The organism is Streptomyces sp. R-07, from assembly GCF_049913175.1.
Taxonomy (GTDB): domain Bacteria; phylum Actinomycetota; class Actinomycetes; order Streptomycetales; family Streptomycetaceae; genus Streptomyces.
Genome location: NZ_CP183978.1, coordinates 5,893,252 through 5,918,262, shown reverse-complemented (window position 1 = coordinate 5,918,262; position 25,011 = coordinate 5,893,252). Strand labels below are relative to the sequence as shown.

General features: G+C 72.3%; 14 protein-coding genes, 1 tRNA gene and 1 rRNA gene. 4 read left to right on the top strand and 12 right to left on the bottom strand.

The window, feature by feature from the left end:
• The gene (locus ACN9M0_RS27240) at positions 1-906 is read right to left on the bottom strand and encodes an AraC family transcriptional regulator (RefSeq protein ID WP_366038469.1); all 906 of its coding nucleotides are present in this window, start codon (positions 904-906) and stop codon (positions 1-3) included.
• A gap of 194 nt (positions 907-1,100) precedes the next feature.
• On the opposite strand from ACN9M0_RS27240, the gene ACN9M0_RS27235 reads away from it, so the two are divergent.
• The 3 genes from ACN9M0_RS27235 to ACN9M0_RS27225 all read left to right on the top strand — a co-directional run bounded on the left by ACN9M0_RS27235 (position 1,101) and on the right by ACN9M0_RS27225 (position 7,468).
• Entirely contained in the window at positions 1,101-5,750 is a 4,650-nt protein-coding gene (locus ACN9M0_RS27235) for an Lhr family ATP-dependent helicase (protein WP_426404348.1), read from the top strand.
• A gap of 39 nt (positions 5,751-5,789) precedes the next feature.
• Positions 5,790-6,593 carry a DNA-formamidopyrimidine glycosylase family protein gene (locus ACN9M0_RS27230; protein WP_399698802.1) on the top strand — a complete coding sequence of 268 codons (804 nt, stop codon included), beginning with the start codon at positions 5,790-5,792 and terminating at the stop codon, positions 6,591-6,593.
• 77 nt (positions 6,594-6,670) lie between these two features.
• Positions 6,671-7,468: an SDR family NAD(P)-dependent oxidoreductase gene (locus ACN9M0_RS27225; RefSeq protein ID WP_399699017.1), complete on the top strand. Its 798-nt coding sequence runs from the start codon at positions 6,671-6,673 to the stop codon at positions 7,466-7,468.
• On the opposite strand, the gene ACN9M0_RS27220 is transcribed toward ACN9M0_RS27225, so the two are convergent.
• The 9 genes from ACN9M0_RS27220 to ACN9M0_RS27180 form a co-directional block, all read right to left on the bottom strand.
• Complete coding sequence (locus ACN9M0_RS27220; RefSeq protein ID WP_366038466.1) at positions 7,416-7,766, bottom strand: hypothetical protein; 351 nt, start codon at positions 7,764-7,766, stop codon at positions 7,416-7,418. The genes ACN9M0_RS27225 and ACN9M0_RS27220 overlap by 53 nt on opposite strands.
• Positions 7,767-7,965: 199 nt before the next feature.
• The gene (locus tag ACN9M0_RS27215) at positions 7,966-8,349 is read right to left on the bottom strand and encodes a helix-turn-helix domain-containing protein (protein WP_366038464.1); all 384 of its coding nucleotides are present in this window, start codon (positions 8,347-8,349) and stop codon (positions 7,966-7,968) included.
• Between the two features lie 109 nt (positions 8,350-8,458).
• Positions 8,459-8,980: a CinA family protein gene (locus ACN9M0_RS27210; protein WP_426404347.1), complete on the bottom strand. Its 522-nt coding sequence runs from the start codon at positions 8,978-8,980 to the stop codon at positions 8,459-8,461.
• The gene (pgsA, locus tag ACN9M0_RS27205; protein WP_366038462.1) at positions 8,977-9,651 is read right to left on the bottom strand and encodes a CDP-diacylglycerol--glycerol-3-phosphate 3-phosphatidyltransferase; all 675 of its coding nucleotides are present in this window, start codon (positions 9,649-9,651) and stop codon (positions 8,977-8,979) included. The genes ACN9M0_RS27210 and pgsA overlap by 4 nt, the downstream gene beginning before the upstream one ends.
• Positions 9,648-11,153 carry a 30S ribosomal protein S12 methylthiotransferase RimO gene (gene rimO, locus ACN9M0_RS27200; protein WP_399698797.1) on the bottom strand — a complete coding sequence of 502 codons (1,506 nt, stop codon included), beginning with the start codon at positions 11,151-11,153 and terminating at the stop codon, positions 9,648-9,650. The genes pgsA and rimO overlap by 4 nt, the downstream gene beginning before the upstream one ends.
• Positions 11,154-11,277: 124 nt before the next feature.
• On the bottom strand, positions 11,278-12,105 hold the full coding sequence (locus tag ACN9M0_RS27195; protein WP_366038460.1) for a helix-turn-helix domain-containing protein: 828 nt from the start codon (positions 12,103-12,105) through the stop codon (positions 11,278-11,280).
• Positions 12,106-12,369: 264 nt separating this feature from the next.
• The gene (locus tag ACN9M0_RS27190) at positions 12,370-15,204 is read right to left on the bottom strand and encodes a DNA translocase FtsK (protein WP_366038459.1); all 2,835 of its coding nucleotides are present in this window, start codon (positions 15,202-15,204) and stop codon (positions 12,370-12,372) included.
• 126 nt (positions 15,205-15,330) lie between these two features.
• A complete protein-coding gene (locus ACN9M0_RS27185; RefSeq protein ID WP_093873786.1) occupies positions 15,331-16,005 on the bottom strand; it encodes a response regulator in 675 nt (224 codons plus the stop codon).
• A 304-nt stretch (positions 16,006-16,309) separates the two neighbouring features.
• A complete protein-coding gene (locus ACN9M0_RS27180) occupies positions 16,310-21,796 on the bottom strand; it encodes a HAMP domain-containing protein (RefSeq protein ID WP_366038458.1) in 5,487 nt (1,828 codons plus the stop codon).
• Positions 21,797-22,064: 268 nt separating this feature from the next.
• Here ACN9M0_RS27180 and ACN9M0_RS27175 point away from each other — a divergent pair, with 268 nt between their 5' ends.
• The gene (locus ACN9M0_RS27175; protein WP_366038457.1) at positions 22,065-24,710 is read left to right on the top strand and encodes a SpoIIE family protein phosphatase; all 2,646 of its coding nucleotides are present in this window, start codon (positions 22,065-22,067) and stop codon (positions 24,708-24,710) included.
• A gap of 95 nt (positions 24,711-24,805) precedes the next feature.
• On the opposite strand, the gene ACN9M0_RS27170 is transcribed toward ACN9M0_RS27175, so the two are convergent.
• Positions 24,806-24,878, bottom strand: a tRNA-Thr gene (locus ACN9M0_RS27170).
• A gap of 4 nt (positions 24,879-24,882) precedes the next feature.
• Positions 24,883-24,999: ribosomal RNA gene (gene rrf, locus ACN9M0_RS27165) — 5S ribosomal RNA — on the bottom strand.
• Positions 25,000-25,011: the final 12 nt, after the last annotated feature.

The window sequence follows — 25,011 nt, the reverse complement described above, 5'->3', positions numbered from 1 at the left end:
TTACGGAACGGGTTGCGCCCCGGTCTTGTACGTTCTTGCGCCGGCCTGCGGGCCCGGGCGTCCGGCACCCCGCGCGCGCTGGTAGGCGCCCGGGGGCACCCCGACGCTGCGGGTGAAGTGCCGGCTGAGGTGCGACTGGTCGGTGAAGCCGACGGCGGCGGCCGCCTCCGCCGGGGCCGTCCCGGTGTCGAGGAGCTGCCTGGCCCGCCGTACGCGCGCGTCGGTGAGCCAGGTGTGGGGAGGCATCCCGTACGCCTCGCGGAAGGCGCGCAGCAGGGCGAACGGGCTGGTGCCGAGGTCGGCGGCGAGCCGCTCCAGGGTGGGCGGCTCGACCATCGCGGCCTCCAGGACGTCACGCGCGCGTGCCGCGTTCCTGGCACCGGCCGAGCGGGGCGGGAGCGGGGTGACGAGGCCGCCGTGGCTGCGCAGCATCCGGGCCGTGACCAGCCGCAGGAGGCTGTCCGCGGCGAGCGCGTTGCCCTCCTCGGCGGCCCGGTGGACGCCGACGACGAGCCGTGCGGCGTACGGGTCGTCGACGACGGGCGAGGTGAAGCCGGCCGCGCCGCGCAGGCCGAAGGAGTCGGCGGCGATCGACCGGACGATCTCCGCGTCGGGGTAGATCGTCCGGTAGGTCCAGCCCTCGGGCACGCCCGCGTGCCCGGTGTGCGGGGTGTCCGGGTTGACCAGGGCGATCTGTCCGGGCCCGGCGTGGACGAGCTCGTCGCGGTAGTGGAAGGCCTCGACGCCCTCGGTGATCGCGGCGAAGACGAAGGTCTCGTGGGTGTGCCGGGAGAAGGCCTTGCGGATGTAGTGGGCGTGCAGCAGGTCGACCCCGGGCAGCTCGGCGTACTGCCAGTACCGTGCCCGCTCCCCGCTCGCGCCGTCCCTCTCCGTGCCCCTCGCCATTCCCCCATTCTGCGCCCCTCCCGCGCCCGGCGACGATCGGGATTCCCCAGGTCCGGGCGGTCGCCCGCGGTCGGGCGCACCCGGTCGTCGCGGTCAGGTCCGGGCGGTCGCCCGCGGTCGGGCGCACCCGGTCCCGGACGGTCGTCGCGGTCGGGTGCGCACGGTTGTCAGTGGCCGGGTGCACGATGGGGGGCATGGTCAGGTCCGCGCTCGACTCGTTCTCCCCCGCGACCCGTGGTTGGTTCACCGGGGCCTTCACCGCGCCCACGGCGGCGCAGGAGGGCGCCTGGCAGGCCATCGGCGCGGGCTCCGACGTGCTCGTCGTCGCGCCGACCGGCTCCGGCAAGACCCTGGCGGCGTTCCTCGCCTCCCTGGACCGGCTCGCGTCGGCCCCGCCGCCCGCCGAGGCGAAGAAGCGCTGCCGCGTGCTGTACGTGTCGCCGCTGAAGGCCCTGGCCGTGGACGTCGAGCGGAACCTGCGCTCGCCGCTGACCGGCATCCGCCAGGAGTCGGTCCGGCTCGGCCTGCCCGAGCCGGACGTCCGGGTCGGGATCCGGTCCGGTGACACCCCGCCCGCCGAGCGCCGGGCGCTCGCGACCCGGCCGCCGGACATCCTGATCACCACCCCCGAGTCCCTGTTCCTGATGCTGACCTCCGCCACCCGCGAGGCCCTGTCGGGCGTGGAGACGGTCATCCTGGACGAGGTGCACGCGGTCGCGGGCACGAAGCGGGGCGCGCACCTGGCCCTGTCCCTGGAGCGGCTCGACGAGATCCTGCCCCGCCCCGCGCGCCGGATCGGCCTGTCGGCCACGGTCCGCCCGGTCGACGAGGTGGCCCGCTATCTCTCGCCGGGGCGCGCCGTGGAGATCGTGCAGCCGCCTTCGGGCAAGGAGTTCGACCTCTCCGTCGTCGTCCCCGTCGAGGACATGGGCGAGCTGGGCGGCTCCCCGGCCTCCGAGGGCAAGGACGGCGGGGACAAGCCGTCGATCTGGCCGCACGTCGAGGAGCGGATCGCCGACCTCGTCCAGTCGCACCGCTCCACGATCGTCTTCGCGAACTCCCGCCGGCTCGCCGAGCGCCTGTGCAACCGGCTCAACGAGATCGCCTACGAGCGGGCGACCGGCGAACCGCTCCCGGAGGGGGCTCCGCCGGCCCAGGTCATGGCCCAGTCGGGGGCGGCGCAGGGCGCCCCGCCGCTGCTCGCCCGGGCCCACCACGGCTCGGTGTCGAAGGAGCAGCGCGCCCAGGTGGAGGAGGACCTGAAGGCGGGCCGGCTGCCCGCCGTGGTGGCCACCTCCAGTCTGGAGCTGGGCATCGACATGGGCGCGGTCGACCTGGTCGTGCAGGTCGAGTCGCCGCCCTCGGTCGCCTCCGGGCTCCAGCGCGTGGGCCGGGCCGGGCACCAGGTCGGCGCCGTCTCGACGGGCGTGGTCTTCCCCAAGTACCGGGGCGATCTGGTGCAGGCGGCCGTGGTCACCGAGCGGATGCGTTCGGGTGCGATCGAGTCCATGCGGATTCCCTCGAACCCGCTGGACGTCCTCGCGCAGCAGCTGGTCGCGATGGTCGCGCTCGACACCTGGCAGGTGGACGACCTGCTCGCGACGGTCCGCCGGGCGGCGCCCTTCGCCTCGCTGCCCGAGTCGGCGTTCACCGGCGTCCTCGACATGCTGGCCGGCCGCTACCCCTCGGACGCCTTCGCCGAGCTGCGCCCGCGCGTGGTGTGGGACCGGGTCGCCGGGACGGTCACGGGCCGCCCGGGCGCGCAGCGCCTCGCCGTCACCTCGGGCGGCACGATCCCCGACCGCGGCCTGTTCGGCGTCTTCCTGGCGGGCTCGGACCCCAAGAAGGGCGGGGGCCGGGTGGGCGAGCTCGACGAGGAGATGGTGTACGAGTCGCGGGTCGGCGACGTCTTCACGCTCGGCACCACCTCCTGGCGGATCGAGGACATCACCCGGGACCGGGTGCTCGTCTCCCCCGCACCCGGCGTGCCGGGCCGACTGCCGTTCTGGAAGGGCGACCAGCTGGGCCGGCCCCTCGAACTGGGCCGTGCGGTCGGCGCGTTCCTCCGCGAGGTCGGCGCCCTCGGGGACGAGGACGCGCGCCTGCGGCTGCTCGCCGCGGGCCTGGACGCCTGGGCCGCGGAGAACGTCCTGGCGTACCTCAAGGAGCAGCGCGAGGCCTGCGGCCACGTGCCGGACGACCGGACGATCCTGGTCGAGCGCTTCCGCGACGAGCTCGGGGACTGGCGGGTCGTCATCCACTCCCCGTTCGGGGCGCAGGTCCATGCCCCGTGGGCGCTGGCGCTCGGCGCGCGGCTCGCCGAGCGGTACGGCATGGACGCGCAGGTGATGCACGCGGACGACGGCATCGTGCTGCGCCTGCCGGACGCCGACCTGATGGGCCTGGACATGGGCCTGGACCTCCTCGACCACGAGCCGGTCGATCCGGGCCGGCACCTGGACACGACGTACGACGCGGACAAGGCGCCGGTCGGCGCGGCCGACGCCCTGTTCGACAAGGCCGAGATCGGGCAGATCGTCACCGACCAGGTGGGCGGCTCCGCGCTGTTCGCCTCCCGCTTCCGCGAGTGCGCCGCCCGCGCCCTGCTGCTCCCCAAGCGCAACCCCGGCAAGCGCACCCCGCTGTGGCAGCAGCGGCAGCGCGCGGCCCAGCTCCTCCAGGTGGCGAGCGAGTTCGGCTCGTTCCCGATCGTCCTGGAAGCGGTCCGCGAGTGCCTCCAGGACGTCTTCGACCTTCCCGGCCTGACGGAGCTGATGGGGGACATCGAGGCCCGCCGGGTCCGGCTCGTCGAGGTCACCACCCCCGAGCCCTCGCCCTTCGCCCGCTCGCTGCTCTTCGGTTACGTGGCGCAGTTCCTGTACGAGGGCGACTCCCCGCTCGCCGAGCGGCGGGCGGCGGCGCTGTCCCTGGACTCCCGGCTGCTCGCGGAGCTCCTCGGCCAGGCGGAGCTGCGCGAACTGCTCGACCCCGAGGTCCTGACGGAGCTGGAGCGGGAGCTCCAATGGCTGACCGAGGACCGTCGGATCAAGGACGTGGAGGGCGTCGCCGACCTGCTGCGGGTCCTGGGTCCGCTGACGGACGCGGAGCTGGCCGAGCGCGGCGCCGAGGCCCACTGGGCGCCCGAGCTCGGGGCCGCCCGGCGCGCGATCCGGGTGCGGATCGGCGGCGTGGACCACTGGGCGGCGATCGAGGACGCGGGCCGGCTCCGGGATGCCCTGGGCACGGCCCTGCCGGTCGGCGTGCCCGAGGCCTTCACCGAGCCGGTCAAGGAGCCGCTGGGCGACCTGCTCGCGCGGTACGCGCGCACGCACGGCCCGTTCACCTCCTCCCAGGCCGCCGCCCGCTTCGGCCTCGGCGCGGCCGTCACCGACGGCGGCCTCCAGCGCCTCGCCGCCTCGGGGAGGGTCGTGCAGGGCGAGTTCCACCCCTCCGGCATCGGCCAGGAGTGGTGCGACGCGACCGTCCTGCGCCGGCTGCGGCGCCGCTCCCTGGCGGCCCTGCGGCAGGAACTGGAGCCGGTGCCCCCGGCGGCCCTCGCCACCTTCCTGCCGCAGTGGCAGCACGTGGGGAGCAACGGTCTGCGCGGCATCGACGGCCTCGCGCGCGCGATCGAGCAGCTCCAGGGCGCTCCGGTCCCGGCCTCGGCCCTGGAGAAGCTGATCCTGCCGTCGCGGGTCCGGGACTACTCCCCTGCCCTGCTCGACGAGCTGACGACCACCGGTGAGGTGGTCTGGGCGGGCGCGGGTTCGCTGCCCGGCAAGGACGGCTGGGTCTCGCTCTACCTGGCGGACGCGGCCCCCCTGCTCCTCCACGCACCGCACCCGCTGGAGCTCTCCGCCCTCCACGAGTCGGTCCTCCAGACCCTCTCCGGCGGGTACGGCCTGTTCTTCCGGCAGATCGCCGACCAGATCCGGGCCACCACCCACCCGGACGCCACCGATCCGCAGCTCGCCGACGCCCTCTGGGACCTGGCCTGGTCGGGCCGGCTCACCAACGACACCCTGGCCCCGCTGCGCGCGCTCCTCGGCTCGGGCCGGACGGCGGGCTCGACCGCCCACCGCGCGCGGCGCACGGTCCCGCGCGGCCGGTACGGCACGCTGACCGCCGCGGCCCGCCCCGTCTCCCGTACGGGTCCGCCGACGGTCTCCGGCCGCTGGTCCCTGCTTCCGCCCGCCGAGCCGGAGCCGACGCACCGGGCGCACGCCCTGGCCCGCACCCTCCTGGACCGGCACGGCGTGGTCACCCGCGGGGCGGTGGCCGCCGAGGGCGTGGAGGGCGGCTTCTCGGCCACGTACCGGATCCTGGCCGCCTTCGAGGACAGCGGGCAGGCCCGGCGCGGCTACGTCGTGGAGGGGCTCGGTGCGGCCCAGTTCGCGATGGACGGCGCCGTGGACCGGCTGCGGGCGGCGGCGACCGCCCGCGACCGCGGCGCCGAGGCGGCGGCAGGACCCCGCGCCCTGGTCCTCGCGGCGGCCGACCCGGCGAACGCCTACGGTGCGGCGCTGTCCTGGCCGGAGCCGCCGACGGACGCCGGGCACAAGCCGGGCCGCAAGGCGGGCGCGATGGTCGTCCTGGTCGACGGCGAGCTCACGCTGTACATGGAGCGCGGCGGCAAGACGCTCCTCTCCTGGCCGACGGACCCGGACGACCCGGCCCTGGGGGCGGCGGCGGACGCGCTGGCCGCGTCGGCGAAGGCGGGCGCGCTGGGCACGGTCACGGTGGAACGCGTCAACGGCACCCCGGCCCTGACGTCCCCGCTGTCCCGCCCCCTGGAAGCAGCCGGCTTCGTGGCCACCCCCAGAGGCCTCCGCCTCCGCCCCTGACGCCCGGCGGCGGCGCCGCCCACCCGCCACAATGGACCCGTGCCCGAAGGAGACACCGTCTGGCAGGTCGCCCACCGCCTGCACACCGCGCTCGCCGGCCGGGTCCTCACCCGCGCGGACCTCCGCGTGCCCCGGTTCGCGACCGCCGACCTCACCGGCCGTACGCTCCTCGACGTCACGCCACGCGGCAAGCACCTGCTGGCCCGGATCGAGGGCGGGCTCACGCTCCACTCGCATCTGCGGATGGACGGCGCCTGGCGGGTGTACGCCACCGGGGAGCGCCCGCACGGAGGCCCGGAGCACCAGATCCGGGCGATCCTCGGGAACGCCGAGTCCACCGCGTACGGCTACCGCCTCCCCGTCCTTGAGCTCCTCCGTACCGCCGAGGAGTCCCGCGTCGTCGGCCACCTGGGCCCGGATCTGCTCGGCCCGGACTGGGATCCCGAGGAGGCCGTGCGGCGGCTCGGCGCCGACCCGGAGCGCCCCCTCGGCGACGCCCTGCTGGACCAGCGCAACCTGGCCGGCATCGGCAACGTGTACAAGTCGGAGCTGGCCTTCCTCGCCGCCGTCACCCCCTGGCTCCCGGTCGGCGAGCTCGCCCCGGAGGTCCCGGCCCGCCTGGTCGCCACGGCCCGTCGCCTGCTGGAAGCGAACAAGGACCGTCCGGACCGGCGCACCACGACCACGCGCCGACCCGGCACCCCGCTCCATGTCTACGGCCGCGAGGGCCGGCCCTGTCTCCGCTGCGGCGCCCCGATCCGCAAGGCGGAGCTCGGCGACCGGGTCACGTACTGGTGCCCGGGCTGCCAACGCGGTCCCGAAGGAGACCCCCACACCAATTGACGGTCCGTCAGATCCAGTCGTACGGTCCGGACATGACGAACACGCCGAGCACGCCGGACCTGACGAACCCGACGAACATGCCGAGCACGCCGGACACATCAAGCAGAACGCCAACCCTCCCGGCTTACGACCTGACCGGCCGCACCGCGTTCGTCACCGGCGCCGCGAGCGGCATCGGCCGCGCCAGCGCGGCCCTTCTCGCCCAGGCCGGCGCCACCGTCCACTGCGCCGACCGGGACGAGGACGGTCTCAAAGAGACCGCGGCCCTCATCGCCCGGCAGGGCGGCACCGCGCACACCCACCCCCTGGACGTCACCGACCGCCGCGCGCTGGCGGCGGCCGTCCGCGCCGCCGGCCCGCTCCATGTGATGGCCGCCATCGCCGGGATCATGCACACGAGCACGGTCCTGGACACCCGGGACGAGGACCTGGACCGCGTCCTCGCCGTCAACTTCAAGGGCGTGCTCTACGCGTGCCAGGAGGCGGCCCGTTCGATGATCGCCTCCGGTGTCCCCGGTTCCATCGTGACGATGGCGTCAGGTGCGATGGACACCGCGAGCCCCGGCCTGCTCTGCTACAGCGTCACCAAGGCGGCCGTCGTCCAGCTGACGAAGACCCTGGCGACGGAGGCGGGTCCGCACGGCATCCGGGTGAACGCGATCGCCCCGGGCTGGATCCGCACCCCGATGACGGACCGCCACGAGCCGGCCGCCCAGGAGCAGGCCGAGGCCGCGATGGTCCGTCACTCGCCGCTCCGTCGGGTCGGTGAGGCCGGGGACATCGCGCACGCGGTCCTGCACCTGGCGTCCGACGCCTCAGCGTTCACGACCGGCCAGATCCTCCGCCCCAACGGCGGCGTCGCGATGCCCTGGTGACGCCCCGCTCACCCCCACCGAATCGCCCCACGGAACCCACCACGCCCGACCGCCCCACGGAACGCACCACGCCCGACTGCCCCACCGAACGCACCACGCCCCGCCGCCCCGCCGAAGCCGCCACATGCACCGGCAGCAGGCTCAGCCCCCAGCCGCCCGCGGCCACCGCCCCCTCGACCGGCCCGGCCTCCCCCGGCAGGAGCAGCAGGCGCAGCACCGCCCACCACCAGAGCGCTCCGGCCGCGAGGCCGCACGCCAGCAGCGCGAGCGTCACGAGCGGAACCCGTCGCCGTACCATGGCCGCCTCCTGCGGTCGACGCTAGACCGGCAGGATCACCCTGCGGGAGGGCGCACCGGTGGCAAACCCGGCGCACACGGCCCAGTCGTACGTCCCCCCCACCATGGCACGCCACCCCGGAACCCGGCATCTCCACAGAACAAAGCCCCGGTCAGCGCCCCATGAAAGGGCACCGACCGGGGCTTGGCCCCACTTCGGTTCAGGCAGCGACGACGTCCACCGCTTCGGCGGGCGCCTTGATGGTCACCCGCCCGGTGGTCACACCGGCCACCGACGTCACCGACACCGAATTGAGCATCGGGCGTACCGGCGTCGGCACCGGTGGGCTCGCCGCTGCCGACTCGGCCAGTTCGGCCAGCGACAGCTCGTCGCTCACTTCGCGCATGAGCTCGGACATCCGTACGTCCAGCGCGTCGCAGATCGCGGAGAGCAGCTCGGAGGAAGCCTCCTTCTGCCCCCGCTCCACCTCGGAGAGATAGCCGAGCGAGACTCGGGCCGACGAGGAGACTTCGCGCAGAGTACGGCCCTGGCGCTGGCGCTGCCGACGCAGCACGTCACCCAGCAGGCGACGGAGCAGAATCATCGGTGGCTCCCTCCTCGGACCGCGTAGCCGCATCCTTCACGCCCCACCGTACCGCCTCGCGCTGCGGCCGTGCGGGGAGCGATGTCGTGTTCTCTCAGGGCTGCAAACATCAATTCCCCCCGTTGTGTTCCGTATCCTGTGCCCGCGCATTTCCCGAGAGTTCCTCATGGAGCAGCTCCAGCACGCTCCGTACGCTCTCTCTACGGATGTCCGTACGGTCGCCGTTCAACCTCAACGACACCACTTTCCCGGCCCGGGCGCTCGTCGCGGCCGGTCCGGCGACCGCCACGTAGACGGTTCCGACGGGCTGCCCGTCCTGCGGGGCGGGTCCCGCGACCCCGGTCGTCGAGATGCCCCAGTCGGCACCGAGCCGGTCCCGCACACCGGCCGCCATCTGCAGCGCGACCTCGGGATCCACCGCTCCGCGCTCCGCGAGGAGGGCACCGTCGACACCGAGGAGCCCGCACTTGAGGGCCGTGGCGTAGGCCGTGACCGACCCCAGGAAGGACGCCGAGGCGCCCGGTACGCCGGTGAGCTCGGCGGCCACCAGACCACCCGTGAGCGACTCCGCCACGGCCAGCGTCTGATCACGCTCCGCGAGCAGCGCCAGCACCCGGGCGGCCTCGGTCATCGCGTCGCCGTCTCCGACCGTGCCGCCGCCCGCTCCGCCGCGAGCCCCTGGCGCCGCAGGACGACCGCCTGTCGGACGTAGTCCAGACCGGTGACGACCGTCAGCACGACGGCCACCGCCATCACCCAGAAGCGGAGGGTGGCCAGCGGCCCGGTGAGCATGAGGACGTACATGCCCACGGCGGTGCCCTGGGCGAGCGTCTTCACCTTTCCGCCGCGGCTGGCGGGGATGACCCCGTGCCGGATGACCCAGAACCGCATCAGGGTGATGCCGAGCTCCCGGGCCAGGATGACCGAGGTCACCCACCACGGCAGGTCACCGAGCAAGGACAGCGAGATGAGGCCGGCCGCCATGATCGCCTTGTCGGCGATCGGGTCGGCGATCTTCCCGAAGTCGGTGACCAGGTTGTACGTACGGGCGAGGTGCCCGTCGAAGACGTCCGTGATCATGGCCACCGCGAACGCCGCCCACGCCCAGGCCCGCCACGCCGGGTCGTGCCCGCCGTCCTGGAACAGCAGGATCACGAAGCCCGGCACGAGCACGAGCCGGATCATGGTGAGGATGTTGGCGATGTTCCAGAGGCTGGCCTGGTTGACGGCCGCCGCGCCCAGCTTGCCGCGGGGCGCCGGCCTACCGGTCCCGCCCGTCGCGGATGCCGGGACTCCGGTCATCTGCCTGCCTCCTCGAAAAGACACTCGGCCACCAGGTCGACGCCCTCCGTGCCGACGACCTTCGCCCTGACCATACGGCCCGGAGCCAGGTCGGGGCCCGCACCGCCGTCCGCGGTGAGCAGCAGCACCTGTCCGTCGGTCTCGGGCGCCTGGTGGGCCGCGCGGCCGATCCAGCCGCCCTCCTCGTCCTCGTCGTCCGACTCGGACTCGACGAGTACTTCCAGGATCTCTCCGATCCGCTCCTCCGCGCGCTGCGCGGTGAGCTCCTCGGCGAGCCGGGAGAGGTGGGCGAGCCGCTCGTCGACGACGTCCTGGTCGAGCTTGTGCTCGTAGGTGGCGGCCTCGGTGCCGTCCTCGTCGGAGTAGCCGAAGACGCCGATGGCGTCGAGGCGGGCGTGGGTGATGAAGCGTTCCAGCTCGGCGAAGTCGGCCTCGGTCTCGCCGGGGAAGCCGACGATGAAGTTGGACCGGGCACCGGCCGTGGGGGCCTTGGAGCGGATGGTCTCCAGGAGCTCCAGGAAGCGGTCGGTGTCGCCGAAGCGGCGCATGGCCCGCAGCACGTCCGGGGCGCTGTGCTGGAAGGACAGGTCGAAGTAGGGCACGACCTTCTCGGTCGACGTGAGGACGTCGATCAGGCCCGGGCGCATCTCGGCGGGCTGGAGGTAGCTGACGCGGACGCGCTCGATGCCGTCCACCGAGGCCAGCTCGGGCAGCAGGCTCTCCAGGAGCCGGATGTCGCCGAGGTCCTTGCCGTAGGAGGTGTTGTTCTCGGAGACCAGCATGACCTCCTTCACGCCCTGCTCGGCGAGCCAGCGCGTCTCGTTCAGCACGTCGGAGGGACGGCGCGAGACGAAGGAGCCGCGGAAGGAGGGGATGGCGCAGAAGGAGCAGCGGCGGTCGCAGCCGGAGGCCAGCTTGACGGAGGCGACGGGGCTGGTGTCCAGACGGCGGCGGAGAGGCGCGCGAGGCCCGGAGGCGGGCGCGAGGCCGTCGGGCAGGTCGCTCGGCACGTTCTCGGGGGCGTCCACGACGCCGTGTCCCGGCAGGGCCACGGCCGCGGCGGCCTCCTGGCGCTCCACGGGGGACAGCGGCAGCAGCTTGCGCCGGTCACGCGGGGTGTGGGCCTCGACACTGCCACCGTTGAGGATGGTCTGGAGGCGGTTGGAGATGTCGGCGTAGTCGTCGAAGCCCAGGACGCCGTCGGCCTCCGGGAGGGCCTCGGCGAGCTCCTTGCCGTACCGCTCGGCCATGCAGCCGACGGCGACGACGGCCTGGGTCCGGCCGTGGTCCTTCAGATCATTGGCTTCGAGGAGGGCGTCGACGGAGTCCTTCTTGGCTGCTTCGACGAATCCGCAGGTGTTGACGACGGCGACGTCCGCTTCCTCGGCGTTCTCGACGAGCTCCCAGCCGTCCGCTGCCAAGCGGCCTGCGAGCTCCTCCGAGTCCACCTCGTTACGGGCGCAGCCAAGAGTGACAAGGGCGACGGTACGGCGTTCGGGCATGGGCTCAAGACTACTTCGTCCCGGCCGTTCCCCCGTCGCGCAGGGTTCACCTGCGCGACAGAGGTCACATCACGGCCTGGGGACGATCACCGGGCGGCGGCGCGGGCCGCCGTCCGGTGCGGGCTCATCCGGCCTCGGGGTCGCCCTTGGTGTAGCTGAGCCGCTCGACCTGGCCGGATTCGAACTTGTCCGCGAGCTTCTTGCCGTTCACGTAGAGCTCGATCGCTCCGGCGTTGCCGAGGACGAGGTCGACGCGCTCGTCGTCCTGGAAGGTCTTGGACTCGCCCTTGAGGAGGAGACCGTCGAAGAGGAGCTTGCCGTCGTGCGCCTTGGCCGAGATCCAGCTCTTGTCGTCGATCGCGGAGAGCTTGACCGTGACCTTGTCCTGCGGGACCGCGGCGATCGCGCTCTCGGTGGGCTTGGGCGGGGCGGGCTTGACCGGCTTCGGCTTGCCGGCGGAGCTCGCCTTGTCGGGCGCGGGGGCCGGGCCGCCGTCGGCCACGGCGGTCCCCTTCGGGGCCTCGTTCCCGTTGAACATCGTGAAGCCGACGAAACCGACGACGGCGACGATGGCCGCGACCATCGCGGCGGTCCAGTTGGGCCGCCGCGGCTCGGGGCGGATACGTTCCGCCTCGAAGAGCGGAGCGGCGGGGGTGGGCGCGGGACGGCCACCGTGCTCGGCGTCGTACTGCTCGATCAGCGGAGCCGGATCGAGCCCGACGGCGCGCGCGACGGTACGGATGTGGCCGCGTGCGTAGACGTCGCCGCCACAGCGCGAGAAGTCGTCCTCCTCGATCGCGTGCACGATCGGAATCCGGACACGGGTGGAGGCACTGACCTCTTCGACGGTGAGACCGGCGGCGATTCGGGCCTGCTGGAGAGCGCGACCGATCGAGTCCCGGTCGTCTGCCGGGAAGGTCCGGTCGTCTTCGGGGGAGTTGCCGATGGACACGAGAGCGCCTTTCGAGCGTGTAGCCACCTGCTGGACGTTCAGTCTATGGGTGGTACGAAAGGGTGGGGCAACCGGGCGGGTGCTGTTTGTACGCCATGAGGCTGGGACATCCTTCTGTCCCTCCCTCCAACTTGACGTACGGCCAGGGGAAACGGTTGCCCACCGTTCCCTTACGAGTGAGTCTCGACCCGGTCTCGAACGTGCAGCCCCGCCCCTCCCGGAGACGGCTCGAACGGGCGGCCCCGCCCCTCTCGGGAGCGGGCGCTACGCCCCCGACTCCCCCCGGATCACGGCGAGGACCCCGTCCAGCTCGTCCGGCTTCACGAGCACGTCCCGCGCCTTCGACCCCTCGCTCGGCCCGACGATGTTCCGCGACTCCATCAGGTCCATCAGCCGGCCGGCCTTCGCGAAGCCCACGCGCAGCTTCCGCTGGAGCATCGAGGTGGAGCCGAACTGGGTCGAGACGACCAGTTCGGCGGCCTGGCACAGCAGGTCGAGGTCGTCGCCGATGTCCTCGTCGATCTCCTTCTTCTGCCGCTGGCCGACGGTGACGTCCTCCCGGAAGACCGGGGTCATCTGGTCCTTGCAGTGCTGCACCACGGCCGCGACCTCGGCCTCGGTGACGAACGCGCCCTGCATGCGGACGGGCTTGTTGGCGCCCATCGGCAGGAAGAGGCCGTCGCCCTTGCCGATCAGCTTCTCGGCGCCGGGCTGGTCGAGGATGACCCGGCTGTCGGCGAGCGAGGAGGTGGCGAACGCGAGCCGCGAGGGCACGTTCGCCTTGATCAGACCGGTGACGACGTCCACGGACGGCCGCTGGGTGGCGAGCACGAGATGGATGCCGGCCGCGCGGGCCAACTGGGTGATCCGGACGATCGAGTCCTCGACGTCCCGCGGCGCGACCATCATCAGGTCGGCCAGCTCGTCGACGATCACCAGCAGGTACGGGTACGGGTTGAGCTCGCGCTCACTGCCCTCGGGCAGCTTGATCTTCCCGTCCCGGATGGCCTGGTTGAAGTCGTCGATGTGCCGGTAGCCGAAGGCGGCCAGGTCGTCGTAGCGGAGGTCCATCTCCTTCACCACCCACTGGAGCGCCTCTGCGGCCCGCTTGGGGTTGGTGATGATCGGCGTGATCAGGTGCGGGATGCCCTCGTAGGCGGTGAGCTCGACCCGCTTGGGGTCGACCAGCACCATCCGGACGTCCTCGGGGGTCGCTCTTATCATGATCGACGTGATCAGGCAGTTGATGCACGAGGACTTTCCGGAGCCCGTGGCACCGGCGACCAGGACGTGCGGCATCTTCGCCAGGTTGGCCATCTCGTAGCCGCCCTCGACGTTCTTGCCGAGCGCGACCAGCATCGGATGGTCGTCCTCCGCCGCGGCGGCGAGCCGCAGCACGTCGCCGAGGTTGACCATCTCGCGGTCGCTGTTGGGGATCTCGATGCCGACCGCGGACTTTCCGGGGATCGGCGAGATGATCCGCACGTCGGGCGAGGCCACGGCGTAGGCGATGTTCTTGGTGAGGGCCGTGATCTTCTCGACCTTCACGGCGGGGCCGAGCTCGACCTCGTACCGCGTGACCGTCGGACCGCGTGTGAAGCCGGTGACGGCCGCGTCGACCTTGAACTCGGTGAAGACGTTGGAGAGCGCGTCGACGACCGCGTCGTTGGCGGCGCTGCGTGTCTTGCCCGGGCCGCCGCGCTCCAGGAGGTCGAGCGAGGGCAGGGAGTACGTGATGTCGCCCGCGAGCTGGAGCTGCTCGGCGCGGGGCGGCAGGTCGGTCGGCTCGGGCGCCGGCTTCGTCAGATCGGGTACGCCCCCGCCGGCGCGGTCTCCCCCACGGGCAGGCGGTACGGGCGCGGCCGGAGCCGACTTCCCGGCGGCACCGGCGGCTCCTGTCCCGACGGCTTCGGACGCGGCCACGGCGGCGTTCCGCTCGGCGGTGACGTCCTTGGTCAGGTCGGCGACGATCGGCGAGGGCGGCATGCCGTTCAGCACGGCGCCGTCGAGCGCGGCGGCGGCCGCCGCGGCGACGTCCACCGGGTCCAGGCCGGAGTCGAAGTCCTCGCGCCCGGAGGTCCGGCGGGCCGAGCGGCCGCGCCGCTCCAGCATCTCCGCCTCGGCCCGGTCCACGTCGTACGGCTCCGCGGGCCCGCCCGAGCGGCGCCGGACGGGCCGCGCGGGTCGCGGTCCCGCCTCCCGCCAGTCCTCGTCGTACCCCTCGTGCTCCGGCCGTTCCGCGTACCCCTCGGCTTCCGCCGGGTCGTACGGGGGCTCGACGATGCCCAGCCTGGCGCCGAGCGTGCGCAGCCGCTGCGGGATCGCGTTGACCGGGGTGGCGGTGACCACGAGGAGCCCGAAGACGGTGAGCAGCACCAGCATCGGGACGGCGAGGACCTCGCCCATCATGAAGACGAGGGGCTGGGAAGCGGCCCAGCCGATGAGCCCGCCGGCGTCCTGCATGGCCGCGCTGCCGTCGCCGCGCCCCGGCGAACCGCAGGCGATGTGCACCTGGCCGAGGACGCCGATGACGAGTGCGGACAGGCCGATGCTGATCCGGCCGTTGGCCTCGGGCTTCTCCGGGTAGAGGATGAGCCGGATGCCGATCGCGCCGAGGAGCAGCGGTACGAGCAGGTCGAGCCGGCCGAAGGAGCCGGTCACCAGCATCTCGACGAGGTCGCCGACCGGGCCGCGCAGGTTGGACCAGGTGCCGGCGGCGACGATCAGCGCGAGGCCGAGGAGGAGCAGCGCGAGCCCGTCCTTGCGGTGTGCGGGGTCGAGCCCCTTGGCGCCGCGCCCTATCCCCCGGAACATCGCCCCGATGGCGTGGGCGAGGCCGAGCCAGGCGCCGCGGGCGAGCCGGTAGACGCCGCCGGTCGGGGACGGGGCGGGGCGGGGCGCGGCCTTCTTCGCGGCGGTCTTCCGCGCGGGCGCGCGCTTGGCTGGCGCGGCCTTCTTGGCCGGCGCCTTCTTCGCGGGCGGCTTGGCGGGGGACTTCGCGGGCGCCGCTTTCTTCGCGGCGCCCGTCGTCCGGCCGGCGCGCGGCTTTGCGGTGCCCGCCGTGCCCTGGGAACCCTTGCCGGACGTACGTGAAGCCATGATGCCGAGGTTACCGGTGTGGGGACCGGCTGTCCGCCTCACCCGTTCGTGTCGTCCGCGCCGGGGCGCGCTGCTGACGCCGCATCACGCCGATCCCCACCGCGCGGACAGGGCGATGACGGTACGTCAGCTCTGCGCGGGCAGCGTCGGCGCGGCGCCCGTCCCCGGCTCCAGCGCGTCCAGGGCCCGGCGCAGCCCGGTGAGCTTGCGCTCCAGGTGCGCGGCGGTGGCGACGGCGGCCGCGTCCGCGGAGTCGTCGTCGAGCTGCTTCGACAGGGCCTCGGCCTGCTCCTCGACGGCCGCGAGCCGGGCGGAGAGCTCGGCGAGCAGCCCTGCGGACTCCTTGCCGTGACCGCCCTCGCCGCCGCCCTCCAACTGCAGCCGCAGCAGGGCGGCCTGCTCGCGCAGCTTGCAGTTCTTCATGTAGAGCTCGACGAAGACGGAGACCTTCGCGCGCAGCACCCACGGGTCGAAAGGCTTGGAGATGTAGTCGACCGCCCCCGCCGCGTACCCCCGGAAGGTGTGGTGGGGGCCGTGGTTGATCGCGGTGAGGAAGATGATCGGGATGTCCCGGGTCCGCTCCCGCCGCTTGATGTGGGCGGCGGTCTCGAAACCGTCCATGCCCGGCATCTGGACGTCGAGCAGGATGACCGCGAAGTCGTCCGTCAACAGCGCCTTGAGCGCTTCCTCCCCGGACGATGCCCGCACCAGCGTCTGATCGAGCGCGGAGAGAATGGCCTCCAGCGCCAGCAGATTCTCCGGCCGGTCATCGACCAGGAGGATCTTGGCCTTCTGCACCATGCCCCGTCCTCCTCGTCCCGGCAACGGCTCTCCCCGGACCCCCGAACCGGGGGAAGCACCGGGCGCCGCCCCAGAAGACGACTCCCTAGCGCCGTCCGTCCTTGTGCCGGTCATCGTAGCCGCACCCCGCCCGTCGCCACACCCTGTCACCGCGATGTCACTGTGCACGTAGCAGAAACGCGGTGGGAGACCAGAAGGTTCCCCGTATCCCGCCCTCTCACACGCCCCTGGCGACAGTCCGTCAGTGGGCGCCGGCGGAGCCCGGGGATCCGCGCCGCGCACGGCACGGACCCCCGGCGCGGAGTCACGCCCCCCGCATCCACTGCTCCATCACGGACAGCAGGTGATCGGGGTCGACCGGCTTGGTCACGTAGTCCGAGGCACCCGACTCGATCGCCTTCTCCCGGTCGCCCTTCATCGCCTTCGCCGTCAGCGCGATGATCGGCAGCCCGGCGAACTGCGGCATGCGCCGGATCGCGGTCGTCGTCGCGTACCCGTCCATCTCCGGCATCATGATGTCCATCAGGACGACCGTCACGTCGTCGTGCTGCTCCAGGACCTCGATGCCCTCCCGCCCGTTCTCGGCGTAGAGCACCGCGAGCCCGTGCTGCTCCAGGACGCTGGTGAGCGCGAAGACGTTCCGGATGTCGTCGTCGACGATGAGCACCTTCTCGCCGGAGAAGCTGAAGGTACGACGCGGCTCGGGCTCCGCCCCGTGCTCCTCCCGGTCCGCCGCGCTCTGCTGGCCGGACTGCCCGGGGACCGCGCCCCGCATTCCGGTCGCCTCCGCCGCGGCCTTCCGCCGGTGCCGGAAGAGCGCCCCGGCCCCGGACCGCGCCTCCGTCCGTACGGGCGGCGGCGGGAAGTGCGGGAACGAGTTGACGGCCCCGGCCGAACCCTCCTCGGCGCCCTGCTGCGGATCGTCGGCGTCCTGTGCGCCCTGCCCGTAGCCGCTCGACGGCAGCTCCGTGGGGCTCAGCGGCAGGTAGAGCGTGAACGTGGAACCGCGGCTCGGCTCGCTCGCGGCGAAGATCTCGCCGCCGAGCAGCCGCGCGATCTCCCGGCTGATCGACAGCCCCAGGCCCGTACCGCCGTACTTCCGGCTGGTCGTGCCGTCGGCCTGCTTGAACGCCTCGAAGATGACCCGCATCTTGCTCGCCGCGATCCCGATCCCGGTGTCGGTGACCGAGAAGGCGATCAGGTCGGCCTCCGGATCGCGCAGCGAACCGGCCTCCAGGAGCTGCTCGCGGATCGACTGCGGCACGTCCGCGCCCGCCGGGCGGATCACCAGCTCCACCGCGCCCGTGTCGGTGAACTTCACCGCGTTGGACAGCAGGTTGCGCAGGACCTGGAGCAGCCGCTGCTCGTCGGTGTGGAGCGTGGCCGGCAGCTCGGGCGAGACCCGCACCGAGAAGTCGAGCCCCTTCTCCGCCGTGAGCGGCCGGAACGTCGCCTCCACGTAGTCGACGAGCTGGACCAGCGCGATACGGGTCGGCGAGACGTCCATCTTGCCCGCCTCGACCTTCGACAGGTCGAGGATGTCGTTGATCAGCTGGAGCAGGTCGGAACCGGCGCCGTGGATGGTCTCCGCGAACTCGACCTGCTTCGGCGTCAGGTTCGTCTCGGCGTTGTCCGCGAGCAACTTGGCGAGGATCAGCAACGAGTTGAGCGGCGTGCGCAGCTCGTGCGACATGTTGGCGAGGAACTCCGACTTGTACCGCATGGAGACGGCGAGCTGTTCCGCCCGCTCCTCCAGGACCTGCCGGGCCTCCTCGATCTCGGTGTTCTTCACCTCGATGTCGCGGTTCTGCCGGGCGAGGAGCTCGGCCTTCTCCTCCAGCTCCAGGTTGGAGCCCTGGAGCTCCTTCTGCCGGTGCTCCAGCTCGGCCGACCGCTCCTTGAGCTGCTCGGTGAGCTCCTGCGACTGCTGGAGCAGCACCTCGGTCTTGGTGTTGACGCTGATGGTGTTGACCGTGGTCGCGATCAGCTCGGCGATCTGGTTGAGGAAGTCCCGCTGGATCTGCGTGAACGGCTGGAACGAGGCCAGCTCGATCACCCCGAGGACCTTGCCCTCGAACAGGACCGGCAGGACGATCACATGCGCCGGCGAGGCCTCGCCGAGCCCGGAGGAGATCTTCAGATAGCCGGGCGGCACGCTGAGCTGGATGGTCCGCTTCTCGTCGGCCGCCGTCCCGATGAGGGTCTCACCGGGCCGGAACGAGGTCGGCATGGACCCGGCGGAGTATCCGTAACTCCCCCGCATCCGCAGCTCGTACGAGCCGTCGCCCTCACCGACGAGTTCGGCGTCGCTGTGGGCGGACCCGGTGGGCATGGCCACGAAGAAGGCACCGTGCTGGGCCGAGACGACCGGGGTCAGCTCGCTCATGATGAGCGAGGCCACGTCGTCCAGGTCCCGGCGCCCCTGCATGAGGCCGGAGATGCGGGCCAGGTTGCTCTTGAGCCAGTCCTGCTCGTCGTTGGCGAGGGTGGTGTCGCGCAGGTTGGCGATCATCGTGTTGATGTTGTCCTGGAGCGCCTGGATCTCGCCGGCCGCGTCCACTCCGTCGATCTTGACGTTGAGGTCGCCGCGCGTCACCGCGGTGGCGACGGCCGCGATGGCCCGCACCTGACGGGTGAGGTTCCCGGCCATCTCGTTCACGGACTCGGTGAGATCGCTCCAGGTGCCCTCCACGTCCCGGACCCGGGCCTGGCCGCCGAGCTGACCGTCGGTGCCCACCTCGCGGGCCACACGCGTGACCTCCTCGGCGAAGTTCGACAGCTGGTCGACCATCGTGTTGATGGTGTTCTTCAGCTCCTGGATCTCACCGCGCGCGTCGATGTCGATCTTCTTGGTGAGGTCGCCCTTGGCGATGGCGGTGGTGACGGCCGCGATCTGCCGCACCTGACCGGTGAGGTTGTCGGCCATCGAGTTCACCGACTCGGTGAGGTCCTTCCAGGTGCCCGAGACACCGGGAACCCGTGCCTGGCCACCCAGTTCGCCCTCCGTGCCCACCTCGCGGGCCACCCGGGTCACCTCGTCGGCGAACGACGACAGGGTCGTCACCATGGTGTTGACGGTGTCGGCGAGCTCGGCGACCTCGCCGCGCGCCTCGACCGTCACCTTCTTCGTCAGGTCGCCGTTGGCGACGGCCGCCGAGACCCGGGAGATGTTCCGCACCTGACTGGTCAGGTTGTTGGCCATCAGGTTGACGTTGTCGCTGAGGTCCTTCCACGTGCCGGTGACACCGCGCACGCGTGCCTGGCCGCCGAGGATGCCCTCCGTACCCACCTCGCGGGCCACACGCGTGACCTCGTCGGCGAAGTTCGACAGCTGGTCGACCATGGTGTTGACGGTCGTCACCAGCTCCAGGATCTCGCCCCGGGCGTCGACCGTGATCTTCTTCGACAGGTCGCCCATGGCGACCGCCGTCGTGACCTCGGCGATGTTCCGCACCTGGATGGTGAGGTTGTTCGCCATGAAGTTCACCGACTGGGTGAGGTCCTTCCAGGTGCCGGAGACCCCCTGCACCTCGGCCTGGCCGCCCAGGATGCCCTCGGTGCCCACCTCGCGGGCCACCCGGGTCACCTGCTCCGCGAAGTTCGAGAGCTGGTCCACCATCGTGTTGAGGGTGTTCTTCAGCTCCAGGATCTCGCCCCGCGCGTCCACGTCGATCTTCTGCGACAGGTCACCGCGCGCCACCGCGGTGGCGACCTGCGCGATGTTGCGGACCTGGGTGGTGAGGTTGCCGGCCATGCCGTTCACCGAGTCCGTCAGGTCCCGCCACACGCCGGCCACGCCCGGCACCTGCGCCTGACCGCCGAGCCGCCCGTCGGTGCCCACCTCGCGGGCCACCCGGGTCACCTGGTCCGCGAAGGCGGAGAGCTGGTCCACCATCGTGTTGATGGTGTTCTTCAGCTCCAGGATCTCGCCCCGCGCGTCCACGTCGATCTTCTGCGACAGGTCACCGCGGGCCACGGCCGTCGTCACCTGTGCGATCTGCCGCACCTGCGAGGTCAGGTTGCCGGCCATGAAGTTCACGGAGTCCGTGAGCTCCCGCCAGCGTCCGGAGACCCCGTCCACCCGCGCCTGACCGCCGAGCCGGCCCTCGGTGCCCACGTCCCGGGCCATCCGGGTCACCTGGTCCGCGAAGGACGACAGCTGCGACACCATCGTGTTGACGGTGTTCTTCAGTTCCAGCATCTCGCCGGCCACGTCGACCGTGACCTTCTGCGACAGGTCGCCGTTGGCGACCGCCGTCGTCACCTGCGCGATGTCCCGCACCTGACCGGTCAGGTTGCGGAAGGCCGTGTTCACCGAGTCGGTGAGGTCCTTCCACGTCCCCGCCGCACCCGGCACCTCGGCCTGACCGCCGAGAAGACCCTCGACGCCGACCTCCCGGGCCACCCGGGTCACCTCGGAACCGAAGGCCGAGAGCTGGTCCACCATCGTGTTGACGGTGTTCTTCAGCTCCAGCATCTCCCCGGCCACGTCGACCGTGACCTTCTGCGACAGATCGCCGTTGGCGACCGCCGTCGTCACCTGCGCGATGTCCCGCACCTGCGTGGTGATGTTCCGGAAGACCGTGTTGACGGAGTCCGTGAGGTCCTTCCACGTCCCCGCCGCACCCGGCACCTGCGCCTGACCGCCGAGCAGACCCTGCGCGCCGACCTCGCCCGACACGCGGGTCACCTCGTCGGCGAACGTCCGCAGGGTCTCGGTCATCTGGTTGATGGTGTCCGCGAGTTGAGCGATCTCACCGCGCGCGGAGACCCGCACCTTCTGCGACAGGTCGCCGTTGGCGACCGCCGTCGTCACCTCGGCGATGCCTCTCACCTGATTGGTGAGATTTCCCGCCATCGTGTTGACGGAGTCGGTGAGGTCCTTCCACACACCGGCGACCCCGGCCACCTCGGCCTGACCGCCGAGCTCGCCCTCCGTGCCCACCTCGCGCGCGACGCGGGTCACCTCGGAGGAGAACGACGACAGCTGGTCCACCATCCGGTTGACGGTGTTCTTCAGCTCCAGCATCTCGCCGGCCACGTTCGCCGTGACCTTCTGCGACAGATCGCCGTCCGCGACCGCCGTCGTCACGAGCGCGATGTCCCGCACCTGGGCCGTCAGCCGGTTCGCCATGGTGTTGACGGAGTCCGTGAGGTCCTTCCACGAACCGGACACCCCGCGCACCTGCGCCTGCCCGCCCAGCTTGCCGTCGGTGCCCACCTCGACGGCGACCCGGGTCACCTCGGAGGCGAACACCGACAGCTGGTCGACGAGGTTGTTGGCGGTACGGGCGACCTTCAGGAACTCCCCGCGCAGCGGCCGCACCGCCCCGTCGGAACCCTCCGAACGCAGGTCCATCCGCTGGTCCAGATCGCCCTCGGCCACCGCCGACAGGACCCGGCCCACCTCGGACACCGGCCGGGCAAGGTCGTCGACGAGCGCGTTCGCGGCCTCGATCGCCGCCGCCCACGCCCCCTCGCTGGCCCCCGCCTCGAGCCGCTCGGACAGCTTGCCCTCACGGCCGACCACCCGCCGGACCCGCGACAGCTCTCCCGTCACGTGCATCTGCCGGTCGGCGACCTCGTTGAACACGGCGGAGATCTCCGCCATGACCCCGTCGCCGGAGACCGTCAGCCGCCGACGGAAGTTCCCGTCCCGCATCGACACCAGCGCGGCCAGCAACCGCTCCATTGCCGCCGCGTCCACCTGGACCGTCCCCCCACGGGAACGTCCGCCCCTCGCGCGCGTGCCACTGCCTCCGCCGCGCCGCGCCGCCGTGCCAGACTCCACCGTGTCCCTCCCGAAAGGGGTCGACCGTACCGCTCCGGCTCTCGCCGTCAGCCTGCCCAGTGTTTCACCGTGACCGAACCAGGCGATAACAGTTCGGCAGCTTCGCACAGCGTCTCTACCCCGAGGGACGGAATCAGCGGTGACCGGCATCCGCTCGGACAGCGAAGGTAAGTAACCTGGCATCCGGCTGTCCAACCGCCCCGGTCCGCCCGGCGGGGGCGGTCTGGTGCGCGCACGACCACCGGGCAGTGGGAGGGACAGACCGAGCATGGCAGAGCCGGGCGTCGAGACGCGTACGAGGAGTGCTGTGATCACCGCGCGGGCGACTGCCAGCTTCGAGCCCGTCGGGCGGTCCGTCGCGGCCGCACGCGCGTTCGTCCGGGACACCCTCCAGGGCTGGGGACACCCCGAACTCGTCGACGACGCCGTCGTCCTCACCAGCGAGCTCGTCACCAACGCCGTCATCCACGCCGGCACCTCCGCCGAGGTCCTCTGCCTCCGCTCCGACGACAGCGTCCGCGTCGAGGTCGCCGACCGCTACCCCGAGCGCGAGATCCCCGTCCAGAGCGGCCGCTCCCTCGGCAATCCGGACCGCGAGAACGGCCGCGGCCTGCTGCTCTGCGCCGCCCTCGCCCACCGCTGGGGCGTCGACTACTCCCCCACCCGCAAGCACGTCTGGTTCCACCTCGACCTCCCCCAGCGCCCCGTCGGCACCCGCTCCGCCGGTCCGGTCCTTCCCGAGGCCCTCCTCCCGGTCGCCGAGAGCCGTGTCCGCGTCGCCGTCGTCCAGATCGACCGCGGCGGCCAGATCACCGCGTGGAACGAGGACGCCGAGGAACTCTTCGGATACGGCTCCGAGCAGGTCACCGGCAAACCCCTGGGCGACTTCGCCGCCTGGCCCCACACCCCCGGCATCGGCACCGGCCTCGCCGAGGCCCTCCGGCTCTCCCGCTGGGAGGGCAGCTACGGCATCCGCTGCGCCGACGGCCGCGTCATCCCCGTCTACGCCTCGCACCTCCGGGTCCGCGACACCCAGGGCGAACCCTCCACGGTCTGCCTCCTGGTACGGGAGCACGAGCGCGCCGTCCTCCAGACCCCCCAGCGCCCCGTCGCCGAACCGGGCTCCGAGAGCCGTGCCGCCGACCCTTTCGAGGTCTTCATCGGCTCCCCGGCCCCCGACGACCTCGACGGCCTCCTGCAGCGCACGGTCGAGCGCGCCCGCGACATGCTCGACGGCGACGCCGCCTTCCTCCTGCTCGCCACCGACGACGAGACGGAACTGGAGGTACGGGCCACCACCGGACTCCCGGCCGCCCGCCAGCGCTTCGCCCGCGTCCCCGTGGAGACCGGCGCCAGCCGTTACGGCTCCGCCCGCATGCCCGCCGTCCACGAGGACCTGGCCGCCGTCCCCGGCGCCGTCCCCCTCCTCGAAGGCACCGGCATGCGCTCGGTCGTCACCGTCCCGCTCAAGGTCGAGGGCCGGCTCACCGGCTCCCTCGGCGTGGCCGCCGAGACCGCGAACCGCTACTCCAACGAGGAGGCGCTCCGCCTCCAGTTCGCCGCCGACCGCATCGCCCTCGCCGTGGAGTCCGCCCGCCTCGGCGAACTGGAGCGCCTGCGCCGCGGCTCCCTCAGTTTCCTGGTCGAGGCCTCCGACCTCCTGGCGGGCACCCTCGACCGCGACCAGACCCTGGCCCTGATGGCCCAGATGACGGTCCCCACCCTCGCCACCTGGTGTGCGGTCTACACGATCGCCGACCAGGCCTCCGACCCGTACCTCTCGTACGTGCTCCACGAGGACGAGGACCGCATCGACGGCCTCAAGGCCCTGCTCTCCTCCATCGCCCCGCCCGACCCGGTGCCGACCCCCGGCGCCCGCGTCTGGTCCGCCCCGGGCGACGCCGCGCACCGCGCCGCGCTGACGGCCTCGGTGCGCGCCCTCGACCACCCCGCGAGCCCGCTCTCCTCCGGCATCGACACCACCCTGGCCACCGCGAGCACGGTCGCCGGCGAGACGGTCGTCCTGCCGCTGGTCGCCCGCAACCGGGTCATCGGCATGCTGACCCTCGGCAGGCCCTCGGAGGACCACTTCCGCCAGGAGATCCTGGAACTGGCCGAGGACCTCTCGCGCCGGGCCGCCCTGGCCCTGGACAACGCGCGCCTCTACTCGGAGCGCGTGGCGATCAGCCAGTCCCTCCAGCGCAGCCTCCTCCCGCCCGGCCTCCCCACGATCCCGGGCGTCGAGGTCGACGTCATCTACCGCGCGGCCGGCGAGGGCAACGAGGTCGGAGGCGACTTCTACGACGTCTTCCCCATCAGGGACGACGTCTACGGATTCGCCATCGGCGACGTCTGCGGTACGGGACCGGAGGCGGCCGCCGTCACCGGCCTGGCCCGCCATGCCCTGCGTCTCCTGGCCCGCGAGGGCTTCGGCGGCCCCGCCGTCCTGGAGCGGCTGAACGCGGCGATCCTGGACGAAGGCGCCCGCAGCCGCTTCCTGACCCTCCTGTACGGCGAGATGCGCCCGCAGGAGGACGGCTCGGCGATCCTCAAGGTCGTCTGCGCCGGCCACCCCCTCCCACTGCGCCTCCGCCCGGACGGCACGGTCGAGTCCGCGGCCGAGCCCCAGCCGCTCCTGGGCGTCATGGAGGACCTGGAGCTGTACGAGCAGACGATCACGCTCGACCCCGGCGACGTCCTCCTCTGCGTCACGGACGGCGTGACGGAACGCCGCGAGGGCACCCGCATGCTGGGCGACGACGGCCTCGCCGAGGTCCTCAGGACCTGCACGGGCCTCACGGCCGGCGCGGTCGCCTCCCGCGTCCTGCGCGCGGTCGAGCGCTTCGCACAGGCCCCCGCCTCCGACGACATGGCCATCCTCGCGATGCGCCTCCGCGAACCGGACCCCAGCTGACGGACCCCGGCGCCTCCCTTCGGGGAGGCGCCGGCTCCACAGACACCGGAAACACAAAAAGGCCCCCGCCAAGAGGCGGGGGCCTTTTCATTATGAGCCCTTTAACGGAATCGAACCGTTGACCTTCTCCTTACCATGGAGACGCTCTACCGACTGAGCTAAAAGGGCAGGTGTTCGGCGGTGTCCTACTCTCCCACAGGGTCCCCCCTGCAGTACCATCGGCGCTGAAAGGCTTAGCTTCCGGGTTCGGAATGTAACCGGGCGTTTCCCTAACGCTATGACCACCGAAACTCTATGAAGA